Origin of the sequence: Lelliottia sp. RWM.1 (genome assembly GCF_016859735.1) — a bacterium.
In the GTDB taxonomy this organism is placed as follows: domain Bacteria; phylum Pseudomonadota; class Gammaproteobacteria; order Enterobacterales; family Enterobacteriaceae; genus Enterobacter.
The window spans coordinates 29,045-50,470 of record NZ_WLVC01000012.1 but is presented as its reverse complement, the minus strand read 5'-3'; the positions used below and the strand labels follow the sequence as shown (position 1 = coordinate 50,470).

Here is a 21,426-nt window from a genome sequence, read left to right as displayed (position 1 = left end):
TGATACTGCTTTAAATGTAGTTTGCAATGGCTAATTTTCACGCAATCGTTAACCTGGTTTGCATTGACGGGAACGCGGCGTAAACTACAGCCGTTTTTATGTGAACGAGACGAAAATGACCGACCTGTTTTCCAGCCCAGACCATACGCTCGATGCTCAGGGCCTCCGCTGCCCTGAGCCTGTGATGATGGTGCGTAAAACTGTACGCACCATGCAGACGGGCGAAACCTTGCTCATCATTGCTGATGATCCTGCCACCACCCGCGATATTCCCGGTTTTTGTACCTTTATGGAACATGCGCTGGTGGCGCAAGAGACCGATACGCTGCCGTACCGGTACTTAATTCGCAAAGGATAGTCGGCAGGCCTACTTCCTGCGAAGCAGCCTCAGGGCATTTGCCGTAACCAGCACTGTCGCGCCGGTATCGGCCAGCACCGCCAGCCACAGCCCGGTGATCCCAAGCAGTGTGGTCACCAGGAAAATCCCTTTCAGCCCCAGCGCAATCGTGATGTTCTGGCGAATGTTGGTGCGTGTGGCGCGAGCCAGACTGATCATTTGCGCCAGCCCGGTCAGGCGGTTATGTGTCAGCGCGGCATCGGCAGTTTCCAGCGCGACGTCTGTACCGCTGCCCATTGCAATCCCAATGGTTGATGCTTTCATCGCGGGCGCATCGTTAATTCCGTCGCCTACCATAGCCAGCGGAGCGCGGGCATTCATCTGCGTGACAGCATTCACTTTATCGGCGGGCAGCAGTCCGGCCTTAAATTCCATCCCCAGTTCTGCGGCAATACTGGCGGCGGCACGTGGGTTATCACCTGTCAGGATAATCCCTTGTACGCCGAGTTGATGCAGGTCGGCGATCGCGGCTTTTGCATCATCGCGCAGGGTATCGCGCAGGGCCAGCATGCCTTGCGCCACGCCGTCCTGCACCACGATAACCACGGTCTGTCCGGCTTGCTCCAGCGTCTGGATTTGCTGGCTCAGCCCGATAGCCTTGAATTTATCTGCGGTGATGATCAGCGTTTTTTTACCCTCGATGTCCGCTTCAATGCCGGATCCCATCAGCGCCCGTTGAGCCGTGGCGGCTGGAATTGCCAGCCCACGTGACTGGGCTTCACGGACAATCGCCTGCGCCAGCGGGTGGGTTGAGCCTTGCTCAACAGCAGCTGCCAGCGCAAGCAGGTTATCCTCGGTGGTGTCCTGCGGATAAACTCCTGTGACCTGAGGTTTACCGATAGTTAGCGTGCCCGTTTTATCGAAGGCAATCTGGTGAATCTGGCTCAGTTGCTCCAGTGCTGCGCCACCTTTAATCAGGGCGCCATATCGCGCAGCAGCAGCCAGACCAGAGGTAATCGCGGCGGGGGTTGAGATAACTAATGCACACGGGCAACCAATCAGCAGCAGCGTCAGCCCTTTGTAGATCCAGCCCTCCCACGGCGCGCTAAAAAACAGTGGGGGCAAGACGGCAACCAGCAGAGCAATCAGCATAATGACCGGGGTGTAAATACGGCTGAAGCGATCGATAAAGCGCTCAACGGGAGCGCGACGCTCTTCCGCTTCTTCAATGAGCTTCAGAATGCGATCGATGGCACTGTCGCCTGGCTCGGACAAGACGCGAAGCTGCACCAGGCGGTCAACGCTGGTCGCACCCGCAGGGATTTTTTCACCTGCGGTGCGTTCCACAGGGATGGATTCTCCGGTCAGGGCGCTTTCATCAAAGCTGGCGGTGGCCGTGAGGAGAGCACCGTCAGCTGGCAGACGACCGCCCGCAGCCACTTCAATCACATCTCCCGGGCGTAGCGCGCCGATCGCCACAATCTGACGTTCTCCGTTGATAACCTGGGTAGCGGTTTCCGGTTTTAGTGCCATCAACGCGCTCACGCCTTTACGTGCCCGGCTCGCGGCCCAGCCTTCAAGACGCTCACCAATTAAAAACAACAGCAGAACCATCGCTGCTTCAGCGGTTGCACCAATAAAAAGCGCGCCAATGGCGGCAACGCTCATCAGTGTTTCGATGGCAAACCAGCTCCCGGTTTTTATCAGGCGCAGTGCCTGACGGGCGACGGGGTACAGGCCAACCAGCGTGGTGGCGATAAACGCCAGGTTACCGAATGGATGGTTGAATTGTTCCAGTACCCAGCTCAACGCCATCATGATGATCAGCGTGATCAGGGGAAGGTTTTCGCGCAGTGGCGTGGTTTTTTCTGCCGGAGTGTTTTCATTACGCAGAGTGTAACCGGCGCGGATAACCGCCGCTTCCACCTGGGCACTGATGTCTGATGTGGCGTTGACCAGCAGTTTTTCGGTCGCAAACAGCACCTGGACATGCTCGACGCCGCTGACCTGCCGGACCGCATTCTCAACTTTGCGGGCGCAGGCAGCGCAGTCCATGCCATTCACGACCCAACTGAAGCGGTTACCGCTTTCGGGCAGTGCTTGCGCCTTTTCACTTTCGCAAGACGTCCCCTCACAGCAGCAATCGTCTTTAGCCGGGAGGGGATTAAGTTTAAGTGCCGAGAATTGCGGCACTTTTTTGTTTGTGTCTGGAGTCGACATGGCAGTCTCCGGTAATGATAATTTTCTCATTAGCCGCAGCATACACTCTGGAGTCGACTCCAGAGTCAAGGCTTATTTAAATATAAAGTGAACGCACAATCAGGAAGTGACCGGCGAAGTAGCAGGCTGCGGCAATGGCATTATCCGCGCGGAAACGGCGGCGATAATGGCTGCCCAGCCAGACAATATTGCCGATCAGCAGCAGCGCCGCGCCGAAGAAAGCAGACATGGCAGGCGATGTCGGACGGAAGAACCAAAGTTCTCCGGCCAGCCAGACCATCACCAGTGTCATGGCGATAAAGGTACAGACTGGCACACGCATCTCTTCCAGACGTGTCCAGATAACCGCCAGCAATAGCGCGCCAATGACCAGCAGCACCAGGGGTAATGGCCAGAAGATGGAGAGCGTCATCTGGCTGGCAAAGTAGATGGTGTAAAGCAGATGCGACAGGAAAAACGCCCCTATGGCATAGAGCAGGCGCTGACGTGGTAACAGCGTTAACGCATCGCCAATTAATGACGCGCACAAACCGGCGAGGACCAGATAGCTAACGGCATTGAACATTGGCGCTTGCCAGGCAAGCAGGAGCAAAAGCAGCAGGGTGACGGGTTTAAATAACCAACGCTGCCACGCAGGGCCGCGATAAGACGCATCGACATAAAGCCATGCGGAAAAACAGACAGCGATAAATGACCAAAGCATATTAACTCCCTGTATCTGTTATGACTGAATCATCAGTTTCAGATCAGTGTAGTGATGCGGGCGGGCGTTTGGCAATGACGGATAAGGCAAGGTATCCTGATTTCCGCCTAATCTGATAGGATTTAACAATGAGCAAGATGCCGCTTTTTTTTATTATTGTGGTGGCTATCATCGTGATTGCTGCCTCGTTCCGTTTCGTGCAGCAACGCCGTGAGAAGGCCAGTAATGACGCTGCCCCGTTGGTGCAAAAACGTGTCGTAGTGAGTAATAAGCGCGAGAAAACCCTTAACGATCGACGTTCACGTCAGCAGCAGGTGACGCCTGCGGGAGCGACGATACGTTATGAGGCGAGCTTTAAGCCGGAAACCGGTGGGTTGGAGATGACTTTCCGCCTTGAGGCGCAGCAATATCATCACCTGACGGTGGGGGATAAAGGGACGCTAAGCTATAAAGGATCGCGGTTTGAGGGGTTCGCGCCGGAATAATGCCCGGAAAGTCCCCTCTCCCTGTGGGAGAGGGTGAAAACATCAGGCCGCTTACTTCTTCGCCTGCGCTTTAAATTTCTTCATCCATACCAGCAATTCAAATACGCCAAAAATAAAGACGCGCAGTTGTTGCCAGCCAGTCATCTGTGGGCCATCTTTCGGCAGACCGTTTTTTAGCATCACCATCTGCAGAGCATGCATAAATGAGGTGAAAATCAGCGCAACGTTGACGAAAATATTCATCGGACGTGGGAAAGGATGCACCAGGTTCAGGATCAGAAACGCCCAGACACTCAGCATCAGTAAACGTCCCAGATTAATCAGTACCGGCATTGGATTCTCCTTGTGCTTCACGGTGATACAAACGATACGCAACCTGTCCGGCCACTTTTTCCCGGTGCAGGCTCCAGTGAGCAGGCACTGGCGGCAGGCCATTTTCTACTTCGCTCTCGACGTAAATCAGCGCGTCATCGGCCAGCCAGCCATTTTTCTCCAGCAGTGTGAGCGTTTCGTCCAGCAGGCCTTTACGGAACGGCGGATCGACAAACACCACATCATGCGGCGTACCTGACTGCGCAAGGAAACTGAGCGTATTGGTGTTCACCACTTTTGCATTTGCTGCTTTCAGGGTTGCCAGGTTTTGCTGCAACTGCTGTGCGACGTTACGCTCCATCTCCAGCAGGGTGGCGCTGGCGGCGTAACGAGACAAGGCTTCGAGACCTAATGCGCCGCTCCCGGCAAAACAGTCCAGACAACGGGAATCGACCATCGATGGTGACAGCCAGTTAAACAGCGTCTCTCGGACGCGATCGGTGGTGGGGCGCAAACCGGGGCTGTCCGGAACCGGTAATTTCCGGCCTCGCCACTGGCCGCCGATAATACGAATTTGTCCGGCTGAGGCGCGGGTGGGTTTCTTCATTTCAGGAAAGCTCTGCTAACAATTGGCCTGCGATTCCAGGCGGTGATGTCAATTAAGTAAAGTGTTAGACTATTTCATCATTTTTTTAGCTTCCCTGTATATAGCGCCGCGAGGAGTGTAGTCGCTGATGGCAAAACAAAAAAAACGTGGCTTCTTTTCCTGGCTTGGCTTCGGTGAAAAAGAGCAAGAAACAGAACAGAAAATCGAAGAACAACAAGCCGTTGAAGAGCAATCTCTGCCTGAAACGCCTGTTGAAACCGCAGCCGTTGTAGAAGCAGAAGAACACGCCCACAGCAAGGAAGAGACTGAAGCCTTTGCTGAAGAGGTGGTTGAGGTCACTGAACAGGTACAGGAAAGTGAGCAACCACAGGTGGTTGAGCCTGAGCCAGTTGTTGTTGAAGAACCCGTTGAAGAGGTTGTCGAAACCCCTTCTCAGGCGGTGGTTGAACACGAAGAACTGCCTTTGCCGGAAGAGGTGAAAGCTGAGACAGTCTCTCCGGAAGAGTGGCAAGCGGAGGCTGAAACCGTTGAAATTATTGACGCGGTCCAGGAAGAAAATGTCGCTGATATTACTGACGAAGAGCTGGAAACTCAGGCGTTAGTTGCTGAGTCTGCTGAAGACGCTGAGATTGCTGAACCGGAGGAAGAGGCCGTTCAGGAGCAGGAAAAACCAACCAAAGAGGGTTTCTTCGCACGCCTGAAGCGCAGCCTGCTAAAAACCAAAGAAAACTTAGGTTCCGGATTTATCAGTCTGTTCCGGGGCAAAAAGATCGACGATGATCTCTTTGAAGAGCTGGAAGAGCAGTTACTGATCGCCGATGTCGGTGTGGAAACGACCCGTAAGATTATCGCCAGCCTGACCGAAAGTGCCAGCCGCAAACAGCTGCGTGACGCCGAGGCGTTATACGGTCTGTTAAAAGATGAGATGGGCGAAATTCTCGCAAAAGTTGACGAACCGCTTAATATTGAAGGCAAAACGCCCTTTGTTATTCTGATGGTTGGTGTGAACGGTGTGGGTAAAACGACCACCATCGGTAAGCTGGCGCGCCAGTTCGAGCAGCAGGGTAAATCGGTGATGCTGGCGGCAGGTGATACCTTCCGCGCGGCGGCGGTGGAACAACTGCAGGTGTGGGGCCAGCGTAACAACATTCCGGTGATTGCCCAGCACACCGGCGCGGATTCCGCGTCAGTTATCTTCGATGCCATCCAGGCCGCAAAAGCGCGTAACGTGGATGTGTTAATTGCAGATACCGCAGGGCGCTTGCAGAACAAAGCGCACCTGATGGAAGAGTTGAAGAAAATCGTCCGTGTGATGAAAAAACTGGATGAAGATGCACCGCATGAAGTGATGCTGACCATTGATGCCAGCACAGGACAGAACGCCGTGAGTCAGGCGAAGCTGTTTGATGAAGCGGTAGGACTGACAGGGATTACGCTGACCAAACTGGACGGTACAGCCAAAGGTGGGGTGATCTTCTCCGTGGCGGATCAGTTCGGCATTCCTATCCGTTACATTGGTGTGGGCGAGCGTATTGAGGATTTACGTCCGTTTAAAGCGGACGACTTTATTGAGGCATTATTTGCCCGAGAGGATTAACAATGATTCGCTTTGAACACGTCAGCAAGGCCTATCTCGGTGGGAGACAAGCGCTGCAGGGAGTGACCTTTCACCTGCAGCCGGGCGAGATGGCATTTCTGACCGGCCATTCTGGCGCGGGGAAAAGTACCCTGCTCAAGCTTATCTGTGGGATCGAACGGCCAAGTGCCGGGAAAATCTATTTTGGCGGCCATGATATTAGCCGCCTGAAAAACCGTGAAGTGCCGTTTTTACGTCGCCAGATCGGTATGATTTTCCAGGATCACCATCTGTTGATGGATCGTACGGTATTCGACAACGTCGCGATCCCGCTGATCATTGCGGGCGCGAGCGGGGATGATATTCGCCGTCGCGTTTCGGCGGCACTGGACAAGGTTGGATTGCTGGACAAAGCGAAGAACTTCCCGATCCAGCTTTCTGGCGGTGAACAGCAGCGCGTGGGCATTGCCCGTGCAGTGGTGAATAAACCTGCCGTTCTGTTGGCGGATGAACCGACCGGTAACCTGGACGACGCTTTGTCTGAAGGGATCTTGCGTCTGTTTGAGGAGTTTAACCGCGTAGGGGTCACAGTATTGATGGCAACGCACGACATCGGACTGATTTCCCGTCGTTCGTACCGCATGCTGTCGCTGAGCGACGGTCATTTGCACGGAGGCCACGGTGAACAAGCGTGAAGCAATGAACCAGATTCGGCAGTTTGGGAACCGGTTTGACCGGTTCCGCAAATCGCAGGGCGGCGGCGATAACAACCGCAATGCGCCAAAGCGTGCGAAGGCTGCACCAAAACCGAACTCTCGCAAAACGAACGTCTTTAACGAGCAGGTGCGTTATGCTTTCCACGGCGCATTGCAGGATCTGAAAAGCAAGCCGCTGGCGACGTTCCTGACGGTGATGGTTATCGCCATCTCCCTGACGTTACCGAGCGTCTGCTACATGGTTTACAAAAACGTGAACCAGGCGGCTTCACAGTACTATCCGTCGCCGCAGATCACGGTATATCTGGATAAGGCTCTGGACGATAACGCTGCGGCACAGGTGGTGGGGCAACTTCAGTCCGAGCAGGGTGTGGAGAAGGTGAACTACCTGTCGCGCGAAGAGGCGCTGGGCGAGTTTCGTAACTGGTCCGGGTTTGGCGGTGCGCTGGATATGCTGGAAGAGAACCCGTTACCTGCGGTGGCCGTGGTGATCCCGAAGCTTGATTTCCAGGGCACGGAGTCACTCAACACGCTTCGCGAGCGCATCACCCATATCAACGGTATCGATGAAGTGCGGATGGACGACAGTTGGTTTGCCCGTCTTGCTTCTCTGACCGGGTTAGTGGGGCGCGTGTCGGCGATGATTGGCGTGCTGATGGTGGCTGCAGTATTCCTTGTCATCGGTAACAGCGTGCGTCTGAGCATCTTCGCGCGTCGCGATACGATCAACGTGCAAAAACTGATTGGTGCAACGGATGGATTCATCCTCCGTCCGTTCCTGTATGGTGGTGCATTGCTCGGTTTTTCCGGGGCATTTCTTTCACTGATATTGTCAGAAATTTTGGTGATGCGGCTCTCTTCCGCCGTCACTGAAGTGGCGCAGGTTTTTGGAACTAAGTTTGATATCAGTGGGTTAGGATTTGATGAGTGCCTGTTGTTATTGCTGGTCTGCTCAATGATTGGCTGGGTTGCGGCATGGCTGGCGACTGTTCAACATTTACGTCACTTTACTCCCGACTAATAAAAGCGTGATATAATCTTTCCCTGCACCGAGTTGTTCGCTCTGCAGGGAAAGAGCTCCCTGTTGTCTCTTCCCCGCAGTATCATCGTCATGTCACATTTTGTGCGTAATTTATTCACTGTTGCACCTGGAACTTGTGGATAAAATCACTGTCTGATAAAAATGTGAATGCTATTCTCGTTGCTCAAATGCTTTGGCATGGTTGTTGCCTGATGGGGATAACCTGGACCAGAAGATATCGAATTGAGAGGAATGAATGACCAAAGAAATGCAAACTTTAGCTTTAGCCCCTGTTGGTAACCTGGAATCTTATATCCGGGCCGCTAACACCTGGCCGATGTTGACGGCTGAGGAAGAAAAGGAGCTTGCTGAAAAGCTGCATTACCAGGGCGATCTGGAAGCAGCTAAGACGCTGATCCTGTCTCACCTGCGCTTTGTTGTTCACGTTGCTCGTAATTACTCGGGCTATGGCCTGCCGCAGGCGGACTTGATTCAGGAAGGTAATATCGGTCTGATGAAGGCTGTACGTCGCTTTAACCCGGAAGTGGGTGTGCGACTGGTCTCCTTTGCCGTGCACTGGATCAAAGCAGAGATTCACGAATACGTCCTGCGTAACTGGCGTATCGTGAAAGTCGCCACGACAAAAGCGCAACGCAAACTGTTCTTCAACCTGCGTAAAACCAAGCAGCGTCTGGGCTGGTTCAATCAGGATGAGGTCGAAATGGTGGCGCGCGAGCTGGGCGTATCCAGCAAAGATGTGCGTGAGATGGAATCCCGTATGGCCGCGCAGGACATGACTTTTGACATGTCTTCTGACGACGATGCGTCTGATAGCCAGCCAATGGCGCCGGTTCTGTATCTCCAGGATAAATCGTCCAACTTTGCTGACGGCATTGAAGAAGACAACTGGGAAGATCAGGCCGCTAACAAGTTGACCTTCGCGATGGAAGGCCTTGACGAGCGTAGCCAGGATATCATCCGTGCCCGCTGGCTGGACGAAGATAACAAGTCCACGCTGCAGGAACTGGCCGATCGTTATGGTGTTTCCGCAGAACGTGTTCGTCAGCTTGAAAAGAACGCCATGAAAAAACTTCGCGCGGCTATCGAAGCATAATTTTCGCGAAGTACCTGATAACCCTCGAATGCAAATTCGGGGGTTTTGTTTTTTTAGCGCCTGCTCTGGCGAATTCTCTCCCTCTGGCAAACACTTACAGGTGCGCTATTCGCATTTTGGGTGCTGGAATCTCAGGGGGACAGGGTGAAAAACAACGAGTTGAATGAACGGCGTCTACAGGCGACGCCGCGCGGTATCGGCGTGATGTGTAATTTCTATGCTGATAAAGCAGAGAATGCCACGGTGTGGGATGTGGAAGGCAACGAAGTGATCGACTTTGCTGCCGGGATCGCAGTGCTGAACACCGGACACCGCCACCCGAAGGTTATCGCCGCTATTGAAAAACAGCTGCATGCCTTTACGCATACGGCCTATCAGATTGTGCCATATGAAGGCTATGTGGCGCTGGCGGAACGTATCAACGCTCGCGTACCGATTGAAGGCCCGGCCAAAACCGCCTTCTTCTCCACTGGCGCAGAAGCGGTCGAGAACGCGGTGAAGATTGCGCGCGCATACACTAAACGTCCTGGATTAATTACCTTCGGTGGTGCTTTTCACGGTCGTACCTTCATGACCATGGCACTTACCGGTAAAGTTGCGCCGTACAAAATTGGCTTCGGCCCTTTCCCAGGCTCGGTGTATCACGCGCAATATCCTAATGACCTGCACGGCATCAGTACCCGCGAGGCGCTCAAAAGCCTGGATCGCATTTTTAAGGCCGACATCGCCCCGGATCAGGTTGCCGCCATCATTCTTGAGCCAGTACAAGGTGAAGGCGGATTCAACATCGCGCCTGCCGATTTCATGCAGGGTCTGCGCACCGTGTGCGACACCTACGGAATATTACTGATCGCCGATGAAGTTCAAACCGGCTTTGCGCGTACCGGTAAGTTATTCTCGATGGAGCACCAGAGTGTGAAACCGGACCTGATCACCATGGCCAAAAGTCTGGCAGGAGGCATGCCGCTTTCTGCCGTTTCCGGGCGTGCTGATGTTATGGATGCCCCAGCCCCGGGTGGACTGGGCGGGACCTACGCAGGTAACCCGCTGGCGATTGCCGCCGCACTTGCCGTGCTGGAGGTGATCGACGAAGAAGATCTGTGTCACCGCGCAGCCCATCTCGGCCACGACCTGGTCGAAGTGCTCAGTAAAGCGAAAGCGGGCTGCCCTTATATCGCGGATATTCGCGCGCAAGGCTCAATGGTGGCGGTGGAGTTTAACGATCCGCAAACCGGACTACCTTCGCCGGAGTTTACCCGTCAGGTGCAGGAGCGTGCGCTCCAGGAAGGGTTACTACTGCTGAGTTGTGGCGTGTATGGCAACGTCATTCGCTTCCTTTATCCGCTCACTATCCCCGAAGTTCAGTTCCGTAAAGCGCTGGATATTATCTCGTCAGTGCTGACACGTTAAAGCCATTGCCCGGTATCGAATGCATGCCGGGCTTACCATAGATACATTTCAAATTAGCTATTCCAAATTCATAAAAATGGGGTATGTTTTAGCAGAGTATGCTGCTTTTGTCCGGGTGGCACGCCAAAACATAACTATCATATGCTTTTCTTATACCTATAAGAAAAATAATGTACTGAACAACAACATCACAACAATTGCAAAAACCATCACAATGGGGATTCTCAGGATGAATATGAAGGGTAAAGCGTTACTGGCAGGATGTATCGCGTTGGCATTCAGCACCATGGCTCAGGCCGATATCAAAGTGGCTGTTGTTGGGGCAATGTCTGGTCCGGTAGCACAGTATGGCGATCAGGAGTTTACTGGCGCAGAACAAGCGGTTGCAGATATTAATGCCAAGGGCGGGATCAAGGGCGAAAAACTGCAGATCGTAAAATATGATGATGCCTGTGACCCTAAACAAGCGGTCGCCGTGGCGAACAAAGTGGTCAATGACGGGATCAAATACGTTATCGGTCACCTGTGTTCCTCGTCCACTCAGCCAGCGTCTGACATCTACGAAGACGAAGGCATTCTGATGATCACCCCGGCAGCAACTGCACCAGAGCTGACGGCGCGCGGCTATAAATTGATCCTGCGTACGACAGGCCTGGACTCTGACCAGGGCCCAACGGCAGCCAAATACATCGTCGAAAAAGTGAAACCGAAACGCATCGCCATCATTCACGATAAACAGCAGTATGGTGAAGGTCTGGCACGTTCCGTACAGGACAACCTCAAAAAAGCCAATGCTGACGTGGTGTTCTTTGACGGTATCACTGCTGGTGAGAAAGACTTCTCCACGCTGGTTGCTCGTCTGAAGAAAGAGAATATCGATTTCGTTTACTACGGTGGCTACCACCCTGAAATGGGTCAGATCCTGCGCCAGGCGCGTGCAGCTGGTCTGAAAACCCAGTTCATGGGGCCAGAAGGTGTTGCGAACGTCTCCTTGTCTAATATTGCCGGTGAATCTGCTGAAGGCCTGCTGGTCACCAAGCCTAAGAACTACGACCAGGTTCCTGCGAACAAACCTATCGTAGATGCCATCAAGGCGAAGAAACAGGATCCAAGCGGTGCATTCGTGTGGACCACTTATGCTGCGCTGCAGTCTCTGCAAGCAGGTCTGAATCAGTCAGCCGATCCGGCTGAAATCGCTAAATACCTGAAGGCGAACTCTGTTGAAACCGTTATGGGGCCGTTGTCCTGGGATGAGAAGGGCGATCTGAAAGGCTTCGAGTTCGGTGTGTTTGACTGGCACGCTAACGGTACGGCGACCGACGCCAAATAAACACAAATGGCAACCGTAAGGTTGCCATTTTAGTGTTTGCACCCTCTCCCCGTGGGAGAGGGTCGGGGTGAGGGCATCAGGCCGCACAAATCAACCCTAATGCTTTTCCCAGCCATTCTCCAGCGCCGTAAATCCTAACGCCTGCATAAACGCCGCCATCACATCACAATCTTCCACGCCTACGTCGGCCATCCACCAGGCACTTACGCTCGGATTTTCGCGGATCACCTCTTCAATCAAATATTGCCCCACACCGCGACGGCGGGTCACGTCACGCACACGCAGTGAGTCAAGCGCCCCTTGCGTACCGCTCAGCGTCACGCGAACGGCAGCGAGCAGACGCTCGTTAAAGCGTGCGGCATAAATTCGGTGCGTGTCGTCGACGATCAGCGACGAAGGGGAGTATTCCGGCCAGATTTTGCCCAGGTCGATATGATCCTGGTCGCTAAAGGTCACCAGACGGATGATGGTCAGTTTCATTAGCTGCTTGTCCAAATCAAAAAGAGTATGGGCAGTGTACTCAATTTATTCTGCCAGAGGCTTTCTCTTTTTATACCCATTTACCAGGTGATTAGTTTTTTGACGACTCAATGCGCAGTTCGAAAACATATGGATCGAAAAATAAGCAGGATTTTAACCTAAATGGTAGTGATTTATTCGGCGCTTTGTACCGTTATTTTATGCTGTAAAACCTACTTTTATTTGTTTATCTCTGTAAGATTTCAGAATATTATCTTTGCTTAATAGCCTGAAAAATAGAGATTTTAGTCTGGTTTTTGACAAAAAACTGCGCTAAACCATTAAAGGCACTGGTAAAAATAGCGTTGTTCATTAAAAGTACAGAATGCTTTTTAACCATAATAAAACAAAATATATACATCACATCACGAGTGGGGATTCAGAGATGAAAAGGAACGCGAAGACGTTAATCGCGGGGATGGTTGCACTGTCGATTTCGCATGCGGCCATGGCGGAAGATATTAAAGTTGCTGTAGTCGGCGCGATGTCCGGTCCGGTTGCCCAGTGGGGTGATATGGAGTTCAACGGTGCGCGTCAGGCGATCAAAGACATCAACGCCAAAGGCGGTATCAAAGGTGACAAGCTGATTGGCGTGGAATATGACGACGCCTGCGATCCAAAACAAGCTGTCGCGGTTGCCAACAAAATCGTTAACGATGGCATCCAGTACGTCATCGGCCACCTTTGCTCTTCATCCACACAGCCCGCGTCGGATATCTATGAAGACGAAGGCATTCTGATGATCACTCCAGGTGCAACGAACCCGGAACTGACCCAGCGCGGCTATCAGCACATCATGCGCACCGCCGGGCTGGACTCCTCTCAGGGACCCACCGCTGCCAAATACATTCTCGAAAACGTGAAGCCGCAGCGTATTGCCATCATTCATGACAAACAGCAGTACGGGGAAGGGCTGGCGCGCTCCGTCCAGGAGAGCCTGAAAAAGGGCGGAGCGAACATTGTCTTCTTTGACGGTATTACCGCAGGTGAGAAAGATTTCTCCGCGCTGATTGCCCGTCTGCAAAAAGAAAATATCGACTTCGTGTACTACGGTGGTTACTACCCGGAAATGGGCCAGATGCTGCGCCAGGCGCGCGCTACTGGTCTGAAAACCCAGTTCATGGGGCCTGAAGGGGTTGGTAATGCCTCCTTGTCAAACATCGCGGGCGATGCAGCAGAAGGCATGCTGGTCACGATGCCAAAACGCTATGACCAGGATCCCGCGAATAAGACTATCGTAGAGGCGCTCAAGGCGCAGAAGAAAGATCCGAGTGGTCCATATGTGTGGATCACCTATGCCGCAGTGCAGTCTCTGGCAACCGCTATGGATCGCACCGGCAGCAAAGCGCCGCTGGATTTAGTCAAAGATTTAAAAGCACACGGGGCGAACACCGTGATTGGGCCGCTGAACTGGGATGAGAAAGGCGATCTGAAGGGATTTGAGTTTGGTGTCTTTAAGTGGCACGCCGATGGTTCGTCCTCGGTCGCCAAATAATTATCCCACCGCCCGGTGATACCGGGCGGGTATAAAAAGGTTTCCTTATGTCCGAGCAGTTTCTCTATTTCTTGCAGCAGATGTTTAACGGCGTAACGCTGGGAAGCACCTATGCGCTGATCGCCATCGGCTATACGATGGTTTACGGCATTATCGGCATGATCAACTTCGCCCACGGCGAGGTGTATATGATCGGCAGCTATGTCTCCTTTATGATCATCGCCGCACTGATGATGATGGGCATCGACAGTAGCTGGCTACTGGTGGCCGCCGGTTTTGTAGGGGCAATTGTGATTGCCAGTGCCTACGGCTGGAGCATCGAGCGTGTCGCATATCGCCCGGTGCGTAGCTCAAAACGTCTGATTGCCTTGATCTCCGCGATCGGGATGTCCATTTTCCTGCAAAACTACGTCAGCCTTACGGAAGGCTCGCGTGACGTCGCCCTGCCAAGCCTGTTTAACGGCCAGTGGATTGTGGGGGCGAGCGAAAACTTCTCTGCCTCTATCACCACCATGCAGTTGGTGATCTGGATTGTGACCTTCCTGGCGATGCTGGCGTTGACCATTTTCATCCGCTACTCCCGTATGGGGCGCGCTTGCCGCGCCTGTGCAGAAGACCTCAAAATGGCAAGCCTGCTGGGGATTAATACCGACCGCGTCATTGCGCTGACCTTTGTCATCGGTGCTGCCATGGCGGCAGTTGCTGGCGTTCTGCTCGGTCAGTTCTATGGCGTAATCAACCCGTACATCGGCTTTATGGCCGGGATGAAAGCCTTCACCGCAGCGGTTCTGGGTGGCATCGGCAGCATTCCAGGGGCAATGATTGGCGGCCTGATTCTGGGCGTGGCGGAAGCGCTCTCCTCGGCATATCTGAGTACCGAATATAAAGATGTGGTGTCGTTCGCCCTGCTGATTCTGGTTCTGCTGGTAATGCCTACCGGTATTCTGGGTCGTCCGGAGGTAGAGAAAGTATGAAACCGATGCATTTTGCAATGGCGCTGCTTTCTGCTGCCATGTTCTTCGTGCTGGCGGGCGTCTTTATGGGCGTTCAGTTAGAGCTTGATGGGACAAAGCTGGTGGTGGATACCGCCGCTGATATCCGCTGGCAGTGGGTCTTTATTGGTACTGCCGTCGTCTTCCTGTTCCAGCTTTTGCGTCCGGTATTCCAGAAGACGCTGAAAAACGTTTCAGGGCCGAAGTTTGTTCTGCCCGCGATTGATGGCTCCACCGTTAAGCAGAAGCTGTTCCTCGTTGCTCTGTTGGTGGCGGCGGTTGCCTGGCCATTTGTGGTGTCGCGCGGGACGGTAGACATCGCCACCCTGACCATGATCTACGTGATTCTTGGTCTGGGTCTGAACGTGGTGGTAGGCCTGTCCGGTCTGCTGGTGCTCGGCTACGGCGGCTTTTACGCCATCGGAGCCTACACTTTCGCGTTGCTGAACCACTATTACGGTCTTGGTTTCTGGACGTGCCTGCCGCTGGCGGGGCTGGTTTCTGCTGCGGCAGGCTTCCTGCTCGGCTTCCCGGTATTGCGTCTGCGCGGTGACTATCTGGCGATTGTGACCTTAGGCTTCGGTGAAATCGTCCGTATTTTGCTGCTCAACAACACCGAAGTGACCGGTGGCCCGAATGGTATCAGCCAGATCCCGAAACCGACCTTCTTTGGTCTGGAGTTCAGCCGTTCTGCGCGTGAAGGTGGCTGGGATACCTTTAGCAACTTCTTTGGCGTGAAGTACGATCCGTCTGACCGTGTGATATGGCTCTATCTGGTGGCGCTGCTGCTGGTGGTGATTACGCTGTTTGTGATTAACCGTCTGCTGCGCATGCCGCTGGGCCGCGCGTGGGAAGCACTGCGTGAAGATGAGATCGCCTGTCGTTCTCTGGGTCTGAACCCGACCCGCATCAAGCTGACTGCGTTCACCATCAGCGCCGCGTTTGCCGGTTTTGCCGGGACGCTGTTTGCCGCGCGTCAGGGCTTTGTCAGCCCGGAATCCTTCACCTTTGCCGAATCGGCCTTTGTACTGGCGATTGTGGTGCTCGGCGGAATGGGCTCGCAGTTTGCCGTTATCCTCGCTGCCATCTTGCTGGTGGTGTCGCGTGAACTGATGCGTGACTTTAACGAATACAGCATGTTGATGCTGGGTGGTTTGATGGTGCTGATGATGATCTGGCGTCCGCAGGGCTTGCTGCCGATGACCCGTCCACAGCTGAAGCTGAAAAACGGGCAAGCGAAAGGAGAGCAGGCATGAGTCAGCCATTATTATCCGTTAACGGCCTGATGATGCGTTTTGGCGGCCTGCTGGCGGTCAACAACGTCTCTCTTGATCTGCATAAAAAAGAGATTGTCTCCCTGATCGGCCCGAACGGCGCGGGGAAAACCACGGTCTTTAACTGCCTGACCGGTTTCTATAAGCCGACGGGCGGAACGATTATGCTACGTGACCAGCACCTGGAAGGGTTGCCGGGTCAACAGATTGCGCGGATGGGTGTGGTACGTACTTTCCAGCATGTGCGTCTGTTCCGTGAGATGACGGTGATTGAAAACCTGCTGGTGGCGCAACACCAGCAGCTCAAAACCGGCGTGTTCTCCGGTCTGTTAAAAACCCCGTCATTCCGTCGCGCGCAGAGCGAAGCGTTGGATCGTGCTGCCACCTGGCTTGATCGTATCGGCCTGTTGCCGCATGCCAACCGCCAGGCAAGTAACCTGGCGTATGGTGACCAGCGTCGTCTGGAGATTATCCGTTGCATGGTGACGCAGCCAGAAATTCTGATGCTGGATGAACCTGCGGCGGGGCTTAACCCGAAAGAGACAAAAGAGCTGGACGAGCTGATTGCTGAACTGCGTAGTCATCACGACACCACTATTCTGCTCATTGAGCACGACATGAAGCTGGTGATGGGCATTTCGGACCGTATCTATGTGGTGAACCAGGGGACGCCGTTGGCGAGCGGAACGCCGGAAGAGATCCGCAACAACCCGGATGTGATCCGTGCTTACCTTGGTGAGGCATAAGATGGAAAAAGCGATGTTAACGTTTGATAAGGTAAGTGCCCACTACGGCAAGATCCAGGCACTGCATGACGTGAGTCTGCATATCAATCAGGGCGAAATCGTTACTCTGATTGGTGCTAACGGTGCGGGCAAAACCACGCTGCTGGGCACATTATGCGGCGACCCGCGTGCAACCAGCGGCCGGATAGTATTCGATGGTAAAGACATTACCGACTGGCAGACGGCCAAAATCATGCGTGAAGCGGTGGCGATTGTCCCGGAAGGACGTCGCGTGTTTTCCCGCATGACGGTAGAAGAGAACCTGGCGATGGGCGGCTTCTTTGCCGACCGCGACCAGTATCAGGACCGTATTAAACGCGTGTATGAGCTTTTCCCGCGTCTGTTTGAACGTCGTATTCAGCGTGCGGGTACGATGTCGGGTGGTGAGCAGCAGATGCTGGCGATTGGGCGTGCGCTGATGAGCCAGCCGCGTCTGCTGTTACTTGATGAACCGTCACTGGGCCTTGCGCCGATCATCATCCAGCAGATCTTCGACACCATTGAACAACTGCGTAAAGAGGGGATGACCATCTTCCTGGTTGAGCAAAACGCCAACCAGGCGCTGAAACTGGCTGACCGCGGCTACGTGCTGGAAAACGGTCACGTGGTGCTATCCGATACCGGTGATGCACTGCTGGCGAACGAAGCGGTGCGTAGCGCGTACCTCGGGGGCTAAACAGGGCAGGCTGGCGGAGCCAGCCTATGCTGTTCTGTCGGCAATCACTGCGGTGGCTCATATTATTTGTTGTAACCAGGGGGCAGGGATGACTCGTTTGGGCGCTATTTGTTTTGTGGGTATGAGCTTGCTGGTGGCCGTGTGCTTTCAGGCCGCGTCATCGGAAAAAAGAGATCCCCGTGACCCAACCATCTGGCAGGAAAAGTTGCAGACGGGGCAACCTCTGCGTACTGTCCCTTGCGAGGTGGAAAGTGGCCCAGATTGTCCGGTATTAGATTCCGGGAAATCACTCATTCAGGCTGAGCGCGAGCGGCGAGAGAAGCGCGCGATATATGCCTGGGGTAAGGACAAGCACTAAATATATATTTCCTGGCGGTGACGTTGATGTTGCCGCCACATTTCCTTCACCATTCCACCATCCCTCTGACGCCTTCCTGTCATCATTCTGTAAATAAACAGTTATTTTTCTGTCATTCGAGCATGTCATGTTACCTCGCGAGCATAAAACGCGTGATATCGCGCATCCGGCACAATAAGAGAGATGACAATGACATCGTTACGACACACAGCTTTGGGTCTGGCACTGAGTCTGGCTTTTGCGACGAACGCAATGGCTGTCACTACCATTCCATTCTGGCATTCCATGGAAGGGGAGTTGGGTAAGGAAGTTGACTCCCTGGCGCAGCGTTTCAACGACACCCACCCGGATTACAAAATTGTGCCGGTGTATAAAGGCAATTATGAGCAGAGCCTGAGTGCGGGCATCGCGGCATTCCGTACCGGTAACGCGCCGGCACTGTTACAGGTTTATGAAGTGGGTACGGCGACCATGATGGCGTCGAAAGCGATCAAGCCCGTCTATGAAGTGTTCAAAGATGCGGGCATTAACTTCGATGAATCCCAGTTTGTACCGACCGTTTCCGGTTACTACACCGATTCCAAAACGGGCCACTTGCTGTCTCAGCCGTTTAACAGCTCAACGCCTGTGCTTTATTACAACAAAGATGCTTTCAAAAAAGCCGGTTTAGATCCTGAGCAGCCACCGAAAACCTGGCAGGATCTGGCGGCGTACACCGCGAAGCTGAAAGCGGCAGGTATGAAGTGCGGTTATGCGAGCGGCTGGCAGGGCTGGATCCAGATTGAAAACTTCAGTGCCTGGCATGGGCTGCCAGTGGCAACGAAAAATAACGGCTTCGACGGCACAGACGCGGTTCTGGAGTTCAATAAGCCAGAGCAGGTGAAACATATCGCGTTGCTGGAAGAGCTGAACAAGAAAGGCGATTTCAGCTACTTCGGCCGTAAAGATGAATCGACCGAGAAGTTCTACAACGGTGACTGTGCCATCACTACGGCGTCCTCCGGTTCACTGGCTGACATCCGTCATTACGCTAAATTCAACTACGGTGTCGGCATGATGCCATACGATGCGGATGTGAAGGGTGCGCCGCAAAACGCCATCATTGGTGGGGCGAGTCTGTGGGTTATGCAGGGCAAAGATCAGGGGACGTATAAAGGTGTTGCCGAGTTTCTGGACTTCCTGGCAAAACCTGAAAATGCGGCCGAGTGGCATCAGAAAACCGGCTACCTGCCGATCACCAAAGCCGCTTACGACCTGACTCGTCAGCAGGGATTCTATGACAAGAACCCAGGTGCAGATATTGCGACGCGTCAGATGCTGAACAAGCCACCATTGCCGTTCACCAAAGGCCTGCGTCTGGGCAACATGCCACAGATCCGTACCATCGTTGATGAGGAGCTGGAAAGCGTGTGGACCGGTAAGAAAACGCCACAACAAGCACTGGATTCAGCTGTTGAACGCGGTAATCAACTGCTGCGCCGTTTTGAGCAGTCAACGAAGTCTTAATTAAAACTAATCCCCCCCTCACTCCGGCCCTCTCCCTTAAGGGGGAGGGTGTAATCGTTCCTTCGCCCTTTGGGGGGAGGGTTAGGGTGAGGGGAAATCAATATGAGCTAATCTATGTCCTCATCCCGTCCGGTGTTCCGTTCGCGCTGGCTGCCGTATCTGCTGGTCGCGCCGCAACTGGTCATCACCGTAATCTTCTTTATCTGGCCTGCGGGCGAAGCGCTGTGGTACTCAGTCCAGAGCGTTGATCCGTTTGGGCTTTCCAGCCAGTTTGTCGGTCTGGATAACTTTGCCGCCCTGTGGCATGACAGTTACTACATCGACGCCTTCTGGACGACAATCAAATTCAGCACTCTGGTGACGGTAAGCGGCCTTGTCGCTTCGCTCTTCTTCGCGGCGCTGGTGGATTACGTGGTGCGCGGCAGCCGTCTCTACCAGACCCTGATGCTGCTGCCTTACGCCGTTGCACCTGCGGTCGCTGCCGTGCTGTGGATCTTCCTGTTTAACCCAGGACGCGGGCTAATTACCCATTTTCTTGGGGAGTTTGGCTATGACTGGAACCACGCGCAGAACAGTGGCCAGGCGATGTTCCTGGTGGTGTTTGCCTCGGTGTGGAAGCAGATCAGCTACAACTTCCTGTTCTTCTTTGCGGCGCTGCAATCCATCCCACGATCGCTGGTTGAAGCGGCGGCGATTGATGGTGCAGGCCCGGTTCGTCGTTTCTTTAAGCTGGCGCTGCCGCTGATTGCCCCGGTAAGTTTCTTCTTGCTGGTGGTCAACCTGGTGTATGCCTTCTTCGACACCTTCCCGGTGATCGATGCTGCCACGGCGGGCGGCCCGGTTCAGGCTACGACGACTCTGATTTATAAGATCTACCGTGAAGGCTTTGCGGGTCTTGATCTCTCGGCCTCTGCTGCCCAGTCCGTCGTGCTGATGTTCCTCGTCATCATCCTCACGGTGGTTCAGTTCCGCTATGTTGAAAGTAAGGTGCGCTACCAATGATTGAGAACCGTCCGGGGCTGACGATTTTCAGCCATACCATGCTGATTCTGGGCATTATCGTCATCCTCTTCCCGCTGTATGTCGCCTTTGTGGCGGCGACTTTGGATACCAAAGCGGTGTTTGACACGCCGATGACCTTAATCCCTGGTGGACATCTTTTCGAGAACATGAAAACCATCTGGACGCAGGGCGTCGGGGTGAACAGCGCGCCGTTCTGGCTGATGATGCTTAACAGTTTCATTATGGCTTTTGGCATCACGGTGGGCAAAATCGTGGTATCGATGCTCTCCGCGTTTGCCATTGTCTGGTTCCGTTTTCCGCTGCGTAACCTGTTCTTCTGGATGATCTTTATTACCCTGATGTTGCCCGTTGAAGTGCGCATCTTCCCGACGGTCGAGGTGATCGCTAACCTCGGGATGCTCGACAGTTACGCAGGGTTAACCCTGCCGTTGATGGCCTCTGCGACTGCGACTTTTCTGTTTCGTCAGTTCTTCATGACCCTGCCGGATGAGTTGATTGAAGCGGCACGTATTGACGGTGCATCACCGATGCGTTTTTTCCGTGACATCGTGCTGCCGCTGTCGAAAACCAACCTCGCTGCGCTGTTTGTGATTACGTTTATCTACGGCTGGAACCAGTATCTGTGGCCGCTGTTGATTATTCAGGATGTCAATCTGGGGACTGCGGTGGCCGGAATCAAAGGCATGATTGCCACCGGCGAAGGCACGACCCTCTGGAACCAGGTGATGGCGGCGATGCTGCTCACGCTCATCCCCCCGGTCATTATCGTTTTAGCCATGCAGCGTGCGTTTGTGCGTGGTTTAGTGGACAGTGAGAAGTAGGTTGTATCCCTTGATTACTCGTGACGTCGGTGCTGAGCCGAAATCGTGTAATCAAGGCGGAGGATGATGGACATAGTGGGCCTATGTCCAAATCCAACAACGCAGAGTACGCGATTTCGGCACGCGCCCCAAAGGGCTGGGGCTAT

General features: G+C 53.8%; 22 protein-coding genes. 17 read left to right on the top strand and 5 right to left on the bottom strand.

The window, feature by feature from the left end:
- Positions 1-115: 115 nt before the first annotated feature.
- Positions 116-358, top strand: a complete 243-nt coding sequence (gene tusA, locus GF617_RS11485) for a sulfurtransferase TusA (protein WP_181621221.1) — start codon at positions 116-118, stop codon at positions 356-358.
- Between the two features lie 9 nt (positions 359-367).
- Here tusA and zntA read toward each other — a convergent pair whose 3' ends face one another.
- Positions 368-2,557 carry a Zn(II)/Cd(II)/Pb(II) translocating P-type ATPase ZntA gene (gene zntA, locus GF617_RS11480; RefSeq protein ID WP_203451707.1) on the bottom strand — a complete coding sequence of 730 codons (2,190 nt, stop codon included), beginning with the start codon at positions 2,555-2,557 and terminating at the stop codon, positions 368-370.
- A 76-nt stretch (positions 2,558-2,633) separates the two neighbouring features.
- Positions 2,634-3,260, bottom strand: a complete 627-nt coding sequence (locus GF617_RS11475; RefSeq protein ID WP_203451706.1) for a lysoplasmalogenase — start codon at positions 3,258-3,260, stop codon at positions 2,634-2,636.
- A 128-nt stretch (positions 3,261-3,388) separates the two neighbouring features.
- Here GF617_RS11475 and GF617_RS11470 point away from each other — a divergent pair, with 128 nt between their 5' ends.
- Positions 3,389-3,745 carry a DUF2500 domain-containing protein gene (locus GF617_RS11470; protein WP_203451705.1) on the top strand — a complete coding sequence of 119 codons (357 nt, stop codon included), beginning with the start codon at positions 3,389-3,391 and terminating at the stop codon, positions 3,743-3,745.
- A 51-nt stretch (positions 3,746-3,796) separates the two neighbouring features.
- Here the strand turns inward: GF617_RS11470 and GF617_RS11465 are convergent, their stop codons facing one another.
- Both GF617_RS11465 and rsmD read right to left on the bottom strand, forming a co-directional pair.
- Entirely contained in the window at positions 3,797-4,078 is a 282-nt protein-coding gene (locus GF617_RS11465) for a DUF1145 family protein (protein ID WP_203451704.1), read from the bottom strand.
- Positions 4,062-4,664, bottom strand: coding sequence for a 16S rRNA (guanine(966)-N(2))-methyltransferase (gene rsmD / locus GF617_RS11460; protein ID WP_181621215.1), 603 nt, complete (start codon positions 4,662-4,664; stop codon positions 4,062-4,064). Before rsmD ends, GF617_RS11465 begins: the two co-directional genes overlap by 17 nt.
- 127 nt (positions 4,665-4,791) lie before the next feature.
- On the opposite strand from rsmD, the gene ftsY reads away from it, so the two are divergent.
- The 6 genes from ftsY to livJ all read left to right on the top strand — a co-directional run bounded on the left by ftsY (position 4,792) and on the right by livJ (position 11,831).
- Complete coding sequence (gene ftsY / locus GF617_RS11455; protein WP_203451703.1) at positions 4,792-6,261, top strand: signal recognition particle-docking protein FtsY; 1,470 nt, start codon at positions 4,792-4,794, stop codon at positions 6,259-6,261.
- Positions 6,262-6,263: 2 nt separating this feature from the next.
- Positions 6,264-6,935: a cell division ATP-binding protein FtsE gene (ftsE, locus tag GF617_RS11450; protein ID WP_181621212.1), complete on the top strand. Its 672-nt coding sequence runs from the start codon at positions 6,264-6,266 to the stop codon at positions 6,933-6,935.
- A complete protein-coding gene (gene ftsX / locus GF617_RS11445; RefSeq protein ID WP_181621210.1) occupies positions 6,922-7,977 on the top strand; it encodes a permease-like cell division protein FtsX in 1,056 nt (351 codons plus the stop codon). Before ftsE ends, ftsX begins: the two co-directional genes overlap by 14 nt.
- Before the next feature lie 256 nt (positions 7,978-8,233).
- Positions 8,234-9,091, top strand: coding sequence for an RNA polymerase sigma factor RpoH (gene rpoH, locus GF617_RS11440; RefSeq protein ID WP_181621209.1), 858 nt, complete (start codon positions 8,234-8,236; stop codon positions 9,089-9,091).
- Between the two features lie 144 nt (positions 9,092-9,235).
- Positions 9,236-10,501 (top strand): 4-aminobutyrate--2-oxoglutarate transaminase, encoded by a 1,266-nt coding sequence (locus tag GF617_RS11435; protein ID WP_181621208.1) that lies wholly within the window; start codon positions 9,236-9,238, stop codon positions 10,499-10,501.
- A gap of 229 nt (positions 10,502-10,730) precedes the next feature.
- A complete protein-coding gene (gene livJ, locus GF617_RS11430) occupies positions 10,731-11,831 on the top strand; it encodes a branched chain amino acid ABC transporter substrate-binding protein LivJ (protein WP_181621207.1) in 1,101 nt (366 codons plus the stop codon).
- A gap of 96 nt (positions 11,832-11,927) precedes the next feature.
- On the opposite strand, the gene panM is transcribed toward livJ, so the two are convergent.
- The gene (gene panM / locus GF617_RS11425) at positions 11,928-12,311 is read right to left on the bottom strand and encodes an aspartate 1-decarboxylase autocleavage activator PanM (RefSeq protein ID WP_181621206.1); all 384 of its coding nucleotides are present in this window, start codon (positions 12,309-12,311) and stop codon (positions 11,928-11,930) included.
- Positions 12,312-12,735: 424 nt separating this feature from the next.
- On the opposite strand from panM, the gene livK reads away from it, so the two are divergent.
- From livK to ugpE, 9 genes are all read left to right on the top strand, one after another.
- Positions 12,736-13,845 (top strand): high-affinity branched-chain amino acid ABC transporter substrate-binding protein LivK, encoded by a 1,110-nt coding sequence (gene livK / locus GF617_RS11420; RefSeq protein WP_181621205.1) that lies wholly within the window; start codon positions 12,736-12,738, stop codon positions 13,843-13,845.
- 47 nt (positions 13,846-13,892) lie between these two features.
- Positions 13,893-14,819, top strand: a complete 927-nt coding sequence (livH, locus tag GF617_RS11415) for a high-affinity branched-chain amino acid ABC transporter permease LivH (RefSeq protein WP_040078237.1) — start codon at positions 13,893-13,895, stop codon at positions 14,817-14,819.
- Entirely contained in the window at positions 14,816-16,093 is a 1,278-nt protein-coding gene (gene livM / locus GF617_RS11410) for a branched chain amino acid ABC transporter permease LivM (protein WP_014072159.1), read from the top strand. The genes livH and livM overlap by 4 nt, the downstream gene beginning before the upstream one ends.
- Positions 16,090-16,857 carry a high-affinity branched-chain amino acid ABC transporter ATP-binding protein LivG gene (gene livG, locus GF617_RS11405; protein ID WP_181621204.1) on the top strand — a complete coding sequence of 256 codons (768 nt, stop codon included), beginning with the start codon at positions 16,090-16,092 and terminating at the stop codon, positions 16,855-16,857. The genes livM and livG overlap by 4 nt, the downstream gene beginning before the upstream one ends.
- 1 nt (position 16,858) lies before the next feature.
- Positions 16,859-17,572, top strand: a complete 714-nt coding sequence (livF, locus tag GF617_RS11400; RefSeq protein WP_181621203.1) for a high-affinity branched-chain amino acid ABC transporter ATP-binding protein LivF — start codon at positions 16,859-16,861, stop codon at positions 17,570-17,572.
- Between the two features lie 88 nt (positions 17,573-17,660).
- Positions 17,661-17,930: a hypothetical protein gene (locus GF617_RS11395; RefSeq protein WP_181621201.1), complete on the top strand. Its 270-nt coding sequence runs from the start codon at positions 17,661-17,663 to the stop codon at positions 17,928-17,930.
- A gap of 189 nt (positions 17,931-18,119) precedes the next feature.
- Positions 18,120-19,436 carry a sn-glycerol-3-phosphate ABC transporter substrate-binding protein UgpB gene (gene ugpB / locus GF617_RS11390; protein ID WP_181621200.1) on the top strand — a complete coding sequence of 439 codons (1,317 nt, stop codon included), beginning with the start codon at positions 18,120-18,122 and terminating at the stop codon, positions 19,434-19,436.
- 114 nt (positions 19,437-19,550) lie between these two features.
- The gene (gene ugpA, locus GF617_RS11385; RefSeq protein ID WP_181621199.1) at positions 19,551-20,438 is read left to right on the top strand and encodes a sn-glycerol-3-phosphate ABC transporter permease UgpA; all 888 of its coding nucleotides are present in this window, start codon (positions 19,551-19,553) and stop codon (positions 20,436-20,438) included.
- Positions 20,435-21,280, top strand: coding sequence for a sn-glycerol-3-phosphate ABC transporter permease UgpE (gene ugpE, locus GF617_RS11380; protein ID WP_181621197.1), 846 nt, complete (start codon positions 20,435-20,437; stop codon positions 21,278-21,280). Before ugpA ends, ugpE begins: the two co-directional genes overlap by 4 nt.
- Positions 21,281-21,426 lie beyond the last annotated feature (146 nt).

Excerpts from the sequence above, each read along its gene's own strand:
- zntA (WP_203451707.1), bottom strand. The coding sequence starts at position 2,557 with ATGTCGACTCCAGACACAAACAAAAAAGTGCCGCAATTCTCGGCACTT.
- livJ (WP_181621207.1), top strand. The coding sequence starts at position 10,731 with ATGAATATGAAGGGTAAAGCGTTACTGGCAGGATGTATCGCGTTGGCA.
- ftsY (WP_203451703.1), top strand. The coding sequence starts at position 4,792 with ATGGCAAAACAAAAAAAACGTGGCTTCTTTTCCTGGCTTGGCTTCGGT.
- ugpA (WP_181621199.1), top strand. The coding sequence starts at position 19,551 with ATGTCCTCATCCCGTCCGGTGTTCCGTTCGCGCTGGCTGCCGTATCTG.
- livM (WP_014072159.1), top strand. The coding sequence starts at position 14,816 with ATGAAACCGATGCATTTTGCAATGGCGCTGCTTTCTGCTGCCATGTTC.
- GF617_RS11475 (WP_203451706.1), bottom strand. The coding sequence starts at position 3,260 with ATGCTTTGGTCATTTATCGCTGTCTGTTTTTCCGCATGGCTTTATGTC.
- rpoH (WP_181621209.1), top strand. The coding sequence starts at position 8,234 with ATGACCAAAGAAATGCAAACTTTAGCTTTAGCCCCTGTTGGTAACCTG.
- ugpB (WP_181621200.1), top strand. The coding sequence starts at position 18,120 with ATGACATCGTTACGACACACAGCTTTGGGTCTGGCACTGAGTCTGGCT.
- livG (WP_181621204.1), top strand. The coding sequence starts at position 16,090 with ATGAGTCAGCCATTATTATCCGTTAACGGCCTGATGATGCGTTTTGGC.
- livK (WP_181621205.1), top strand. The coding sequence starts at position 12,736 with ATGAAAAGGAACGCGAAGACGTTAATCGCGGGGATGGTTGCACTGTCG.
- ugpE (WP_181621197.1), top strand. The coding sequence starts at position 20,435 with ATGATTGAGAACCGTCCGGGGCTGACGATTTTCAGCCATACCATGCTG.
- ftsE (WP_181621212.1), top strand. The coding sequence starts at position 6,264 with ATGATTCGCTTTGAACACGTCAGCAAGGCCTATCTCGGTGGGAGACAA.
- tusA (WP_181621221.1), top strand. The coding sequence starts at position 116 with ATGACCGACCTGTTTTCCAGCCCAGACCATACGCTCGATGCTCAGGGC.
- GF617_RS11465 (WP_203451704.1), bottom strand. The coding sequence starts at position 4,078 with ATGCCGGTACTGATTAATCTGGGACGTTTACTGATGCTGAGTGTCTGG.
- GF617_RS11395 (WP_181621201.1), top strand. The coding sequence starts at position 17,661 with ATGACTCGTTTGGGCGCTATTTGTTTTGTGGGTATGAGCTTGCTGGTG.
- livH (WP_040078237.1), top strand. The coding sequence starts at position 13,893 with ATGTCCGAGCAGTTTCTCTATTTCTTGCAGCAGATGTTTAACGGCGTA.
- rsmD (WP_181621215.1), bottom strand. The coding sequence starts at position 4,664 with ATGAAGAAACCCACCCGCGCCTCAGCCGGACAAATTCGTATTATCGGC.
- livF (WP_181621203.1), top strand. The coding sequence starts at position 16,859 with ATGGAAAAAGCGATGTTAACGTTTGATAAGGTAAGTGCCCACTACGGC.
- GF617_RS11470 (WP_203451705.1), top strand. The coding sequence starts at position 3,389 with ATGAGCAAGATGCCGCTTTTTTTTATTATTGTGGTGGCTATCATCGTG.
- panM (WP_181621206.1), bottom strand. The coding sequence starts at position 12,311 with ATGAAACTGACCATCATCCGTCTGGTGACCTTTAGCGACCAGGATCAT.